Annotated in this window: 4 protein-coding genes; 3 read left to right on the top strand and 1 reads right to left on the bottom strand. The window is 70.0% G+C overall.

From position 1 onward, the window contains the following. The coding region (locus GTW40_RS09270) for an S-adenosylmethionine:tRNA ribosyltransferase-isomerase (RefSeq protein WP_161179684.1) at positions 1-686 on the top strand (686 nt) is incomplete at its 5' end. Between the two features lie 380 nt (positions 687-1,066). After that, complete coding sequence (locus tag GTW40_RS09265; RefSeq protein WP_161179686.1) at positions 1,067-1,801, top strand: transglycosylase SLT domain-containing protein; 735 nt, start codon at positions 1,067-1,069, stop codon at positions 1,799-1,801. A 97-nt stretch (positions 1,802-1,898) separates the two neighbouring features. Here the strand turns inward: GTW40_RS09265 and GTW40_RS09260 are convergent, their stop codons facing one another. Next, positions 1,899-4,514 carry an FHA domain-containing protein gene (locus GTW40_RS09260; protein WP_343245644.1) on the bottom strand — a complete coding sequence of 872 codons (2,616 nt, stop codon included), beginning with the start codon at positions 4,512-4,514 and terminating at the stop codon, positions 1,899-1,901. Between the two features lie 235 nt (positions 4,515-4,749). Here GTW40_RS09260 and GTW40_RS09255 point away from each other — a divergent pair. Then, positions 4,750-5,946, top strand: a 1,197-nt coding sequence (locus GTW40_RS09255) for a streptophobe family protein (RefSeq protein ID WP_237525419.1), incomplete at its 3' end; no start/stop codon positions are given.

Raw genomic sequence — 5,946 nt, 5'->3', positions numbered from 1 at the left:
TGGCCGGGGGCGGCGACGGCGCGCGGCTGTGGTGGGCGCGGGCGTCCGGGGCGCCGGTCGCCCGGGTGCTGAGCGAGCACGGCCGTCCCATCCGCTACCCCTATACAGAGCGGGACCAGTCGCTCGCGGCGTATCAGACGGTGTTCGCGCTGCCGTCGGCGGACGGGACGGGGAGCGCGGAGATGCCGAGCGCGGCGCGGCCGTTCACGGCGCGCGTGGTGGCGGAGCTGGTGAGCCGGGGGGTGTGGCTGGCCCCGGTGACGCTGCACACCGGGGTGGCGTCGACGGAGGCGCACGAGCCGCCGTATCCGGAGCGGTTCGCGGTGCCGGAGGCGTCGGCGCGGCTGATCGGGGCGGCGCGGGCCGGGGGCGGGCAGGTGATCGCGGTGGGGACGACGGCGGTGCGGGCCGTGGAGTCGGCGGCCGGGCCCGACGGCGTGGTGCGGGCGGCCGGCGGCTGGACGGATCTGGTGGTCACACCGGAGCGCGGGGTGCGGGTCGTGGACGGGCTGCTGACCGGGCTGCACGAGCCGACGGCCTCGCATCTGCTGATGCTGCGGGCGGTCGCGGGGCGGGCGGCGGTGGACCGGGCGTACGCGGAGGCGGTGCGCGAGCGGTACCTCTGGCACGAGTTCGGGGACGTCCATCTCCTCCTCCCCCACGAGACTCACGAGGCTCACGAATGAGTGCTTACGCAAAGCTCCGCACTGACGACGGCGAGTGAGAAGAGGGAGTTACCGGTGTGAGCCCTCGCATAGGGCGCAGATCACGTACGAACGGACATAGGAGACAAGGTGTCCCACGGTGAACGGGACGGATGCTCCAATCTGTCCCGATTTGCCCTTACCTGATCCACTATGCAGGGTAGTACTTCACCTCGTTGCCATGGCATTTTGCGGCCGCTAAGAATTGCTCTCGTCGCTCAGCGCCGCGGGTTCCCCCCGCGGCGTTCGTGCGGGAGGAGCCGATTCCTCCGGCGGACGCAGGAGCGACCTCCGCGCTCACTCAAAGAGGTCCATCAGCCATGCCCCAGAACTTCCTCGACACCGATCGTCTCAGTCGTTCCATGGACAAGCTCGGCGCCTTCGCCTCGGCGAAGGTGAGCAAGTTCAACGCGCTCGACAAGCAGCGCAAGATCGCGGTCGCCGGTGTGAGCACCCTCGGTGCCGCCGCCATCGCCCTCGCCGCCGTTCCCGGTGGCAGCACGGCCGTCGCCACCGGCGTCCCGGCCGCGCACACCCAGGTCGCCGCCGAGCACACCCAGGTCCAGGACCTGAAGGGCACGTTCACCGACCCGGCCGCCAACCAGCAGCTCAAGCTCGACGCGCTCGCCGCCAAGGCGAAGGCCGAGGCCGACTCCGCCGCCAAGAAGCGCTCTGCCGACGCCGCCCGCAAGGCCGCCGCGTCCCGCTCCGCCAAGAAGGCCGCGAGCCGGTCCGCCGAGCGCCCGCAGATGGAGACGGTCGCCGCGCGCACCTACGCGAACAACCTCGACGGGTGGATCCGCCACTCGCTCGACATCATGCACTCCAAGGGCATCCCGGGCAGCTACAGCGGCCTGCACCGCAACATCATCCGTGAGTCCTCCGGCAACCCGCGTGCCATCAACAACTGGGACATCAACGCGATCAACGGCATCCCCTCCAAGGGCCTGCTCCAGGTGATCCCGCCGACCTTCGCCACGTACCACGTGTCCGGCACCTCGTGGAACATCTACGACCCGGTCGCGAACATCACCGCCGCCGCCAACTACGCGGCCCACCGGTACGGCACGATCGACAACGTCAACAGCGCGTACTGAGGCCGGCGCGGACCTCTGAGACACGCATGAGGGCGGCATCCCTACGCCGGGGATGCCGCCCTTCACGTACCTCACCAGGCGGTTGCCCGCGCCCGCCCTACTTGCGCATGACCTCCGGCTCGTGCCGTCGCAGGAAGCGCGAGACGAGGAAGCCGCACAGCACGCCGAGCGCGATCAGCGCCACCATGTCCAGCGCCCAGGCCCCGGCCGTGTGGTCCCACAGCGGGTCCGTGCTGCTCGGGTCGTCGAGGTTCGGCGCGATGTTGTTGAAGTCCAGCGTGGCCCCCGCGGCGGCCACCGCCCAGCGCGACGGCATCAGGTACGAGAACTCGTTCACACCCGGGGTGCCGTGCAGGGCGAAGAGGCAGCCGGTGAACACGACCTGGACGATCGCGAACATCACCAGCAGCGGCATGGTCTTCTCGGAGGTCTTCACCAGCGAGGAGATCACCAGGCCGAACATCATCGAGGCGAAGCCGAGCGCCATGACCGGCAGGCACAGCTCAAGCAGCGTCGAGCCGCCGAACACCACACCGCGGTCGGGGATCTCCCGGCTGGACAGGCCGATCAGGGCCACCATCAGGCCCTGGAGCACGGTGATCACACCGAGCACGACCACCTTGGACATCAGATAGGCCGAGCGGGACAGACCGGTCGCGCGTTCCCGCTCGTAGATCACCCGCTCCTTGATCAGCTCACGGACCGAGTTCGCCGAGCCCGCGAAGCAGGCGCCCACCGCGAGGATCAGCATCACCGTCGTCGCCGTGCTGTTCGGGATGTGCACGCCGGTCTTGGGATCGACCGCGTTCACCAGCAGGCCCTTGCTGTGGTCGATGAGCAGGCTGACCGCGCCGATCACCGCGGGCAGCAGCACCGTCAGCGCCAGGAAGCCCTTGTCGGAGCCGATGACCGAGACATAGCGCCGGATCAGCGTCAGCAGCTGGGAGCCCCAGCTCTGCGGCTTGGCCTTCTTGGTGGCCTTGGACGCCGAGAGGGCTACGGACTGCGGCGCCACCGCGTCGATGTCGGCGGCGTACATCTGGTAGTGCTGCGAGCCCTTCCAGCGCTCGGCCCAGTTGTAGTCGCGGTAGTTCTCGAAGGCGGAGAAGACGTCGGCCCAGCTGTCGTAGCCGAAGAAGTTCAGCGCCTCGTCCGGCGGTCCGAAGTAGGCGACCGAGCCGCCCGGCGCCATCACCAGGAGCTTGTCGCACAGGGCCAGCTCGGCCACCGAGTGGGTGACCACCAGGACCGTGCGGCCGTCGTCCGCGAGGCCGCGCAGCAGCTGCATGACGTCGCGGTCCATGCCCGGGTCCAGACCCGAGGTCGGCTCGTCCAGGAAGATCAGCGACGGCTTGGTCAGCAGCTCCAGGGCCACCGAGACGCGCTTGCGCTGGCCGCCGGAGAGGGAGGTGACCTTCTTGTCCTTGTGCACGTCCAGCTTCAGCTCGCGCAGCACCTCGTCGATGCGGGCGTCGCGCTCGGCGGGCGTGGTGTCGGCCGGGAAGCGGAGCTTGGCCGCGTACTTCAGGGCCTTCCGGACGGTCAGCTCCTTGTGCAGGATGTCGTCCTGCGGGACCAGACCGATGCGCTGGCGCAGCTCGGCGAACTGCTTGTAGAGGTTACGGCTGTCGTACAGCACCTCACCCTCGTTGGCGGGCCGGTAGCCGGTCAGCGCCTTGAGCAGCGTGGACTTGCCGGAACCCGACGGGCCGATCACCGCGATCAGCGACTTCTCCGGGGCGCCGAAGGACACGTCCTTCAGGATCTGCTTGCCGCCGTCGACCGTGACCGTGAGGTGGCGGGCCGAGAAGGAGACCTCACCGGTGTCGACGAACTCCTCAAGCCGGTCGCCGACGATCCGGAACGTGGAGTGACCGACACCGACGATGTCGTCCGGGCCGAGCAGCGCCGTGCCGCCCTTGCCGATCGGCTGGCCGTTGACGAAGGTGCCGTTGTGCGAGCCGAGGTCGCGGATCTCCGAGCGGCCGTCGGGCGTCGACTGGAACTCGGCGTGGTGCCGGGAGACCTGGAGGTCGGAGACGACCAGGTCGTTGTCCAGCGAGCGGCCGATGCGCATGACGCGGCCGAGCGCGAACTGGTGGAACGTGGTCGGGCTGCGGTCGCCGTACACCGGCTCGGCGGTCTTGTCGACGGAGGCCGCGTGCGGGGCGGGGTGTTGCTGGTGCGGGATCTGCGCGGACTGGTGCGCGGGCGCGTGGCCCGGCTGCTGGCCCGGTGGGTGGCCCGGCTGGTGGGCGCCCTGCCAGTCCGTGTCCGGCTGCGCCTGCGGGGTCTGCTGTGGGCCCTGGTTCCAGGCGCCGGCGCCCTGTGCGGCGTACGGCGTTCCCTGCTGCACCTGGGGCACCGCCTGCGTCGGCATCGCGTGGTGGGCCTGGTGGGCCTGGTGCGTCTGGGGCTGCCCGCCGCCCGAGAGGTTCACCCGCGGGCCGTCGGTCGCGTTGCCGAGGTGCACCGCCGAACCGGCTCCCAGGTGCGCCTGACTGATCCGACGGCCTTGCACGAAGGTGCCGTTGGTGCTGCCGTGGTCCTCGATGACCCAGCCCTGGCCGTCGAAACGGACCGTGGCGTGCCGCCAGGAGACCCTGGCGTCTTCGAAGACGATGTCGCCCCGCGGATCACGTCCGAGGGCGTAGGACCTGGACGGATCGAGCGTCCAGGTCCGGCCGTTTGATTCCAGTACGAGTTCCGGCACTCCATGCCCCACTGAGTTGTCCCCCGAATTACCCCCGACACAGGGAGTTTAGGGATGTCGAACATCGTGGGGAACTATTCCAGGCGGAGGGCTGTCGTCCCAATCCGGCCCGGACGGGGGGCGCTTGCGGGTGGGGCGGCTCGCGCCGTTGACGGGGTGGAAAACGGGTCGGAGAGTGGTAATCCCCTCGCGGGGGGACGAGGTGGGGTGCCTCCGGCGGATCGGGGAAGCGGGCATGGGTTCTGCGGGTTCTTCGGGTTCTGCGGGTTCTCTGCGAGGGCGTTCGCTGCCGTGGGGGGATGCCTTGCTGTCCGCCGTCGCGGGGGTCGGGTGGGCGTTCGTGGGGATGGGGGTTGCCGCCGCGCTCGGGTTGCATCTCGTCGGGGCGGATTCCCGGGGGGCGCTGGGGGCGCTGACGGCTGCCGTCGTGGCGCTTGCCGTGGGGGGTTCCGTCTCGCCTTCCGTCGACATGTCCGCCTTCGGGATGACCGGGGGCGAGGCCCATGTCGCCTTTCAGGCAACGCCGTTGGGGGTGAGTCTCGTGGGGGCGGTGTTGCTCGGGTGGTTCTTTCTGCGGTCCCTGCGGGTGGCGGGGGGTGAGGTCTCCGGGCGTGAACTGGCCTTGCGCGCTGGCGTGTTGGTGGTGCTCTTCGGTGCCGGGGTTCTGGGGCTCTCGTGGGTGGGGCGGGGGGTTGTCACGCTCGACGGGGGTGCGCTGGGGCTGCGCCGCGTATCCGGGAGTGGGGGGTGGCTCGGGGGGCTCGTGTCGGATCGGGTGGGGGATCTGGCGCATGCCAACGTGGCGATCCGGTTCGTGGTGGACGCCGTTCCTACGCTGTTGGGTGGGCTGGGCTGGTGTGTTGGCGTGCTGATCGTCGCGTTGCTGGCGTCCCGCCGTACTTCGCTGCCCCCTGGGTGGGAGATCGTGCAGCGGGGGGTGCGGCCTGCGGTGTCGGCGGTCGTCACCGTGTTGCTGGTCGCCGTTGTGGCGGGACTTGCCGCTGCCGGGTACGCCGCGATCGGGGACGATCATCCGCGTCGTATCGCCGGGGCGGCGTTGCTCGGGGCGCCCAATGGGGCGTGGATTGCTGTGCCGTTGGGGTTGTTCGTGCCCTGGGACGGGCGGGCTGGCGGGGTTCTGCGGATGGTGCTTCCGGACCCTGTCGGGCAGCTTCTGACCGACTCCCCCGGGCGGCCCGTCACCGTGGGGCGGTTGGCCGAGTTGGATGGGCGGGTGTGGTTGCTTGTCGTGGCGGCGGGGGTGCTGATGTTGACGGCAGGGGTGCTCACCGCTGTGCGTACTCCGGTGGAGGCGCGGCGTTTGGCCTTGTGGTGTGGGGTTCGGCTCGGTGTGGTGATGGCTGTCGTGCTGCCGGTTCTTGTCTGGCTCACCCGTACGTCCGTGGATGCGTCCGTGTCTGTGCTGGGCTTC

The organism is Streptomyces sp. SID4985 (assembly GCF_009863025.1).
GTDB lineage: Bacteria > Actinomycetota > Actinomycetes > Streptomycetales > Streptomycetaceae > Streptomyces.
The sequence above is the reverse complement of the archived record's forward strand: the minus strand, read 5'-3'. Positions and strand labels throughout refer to the sequence as shown.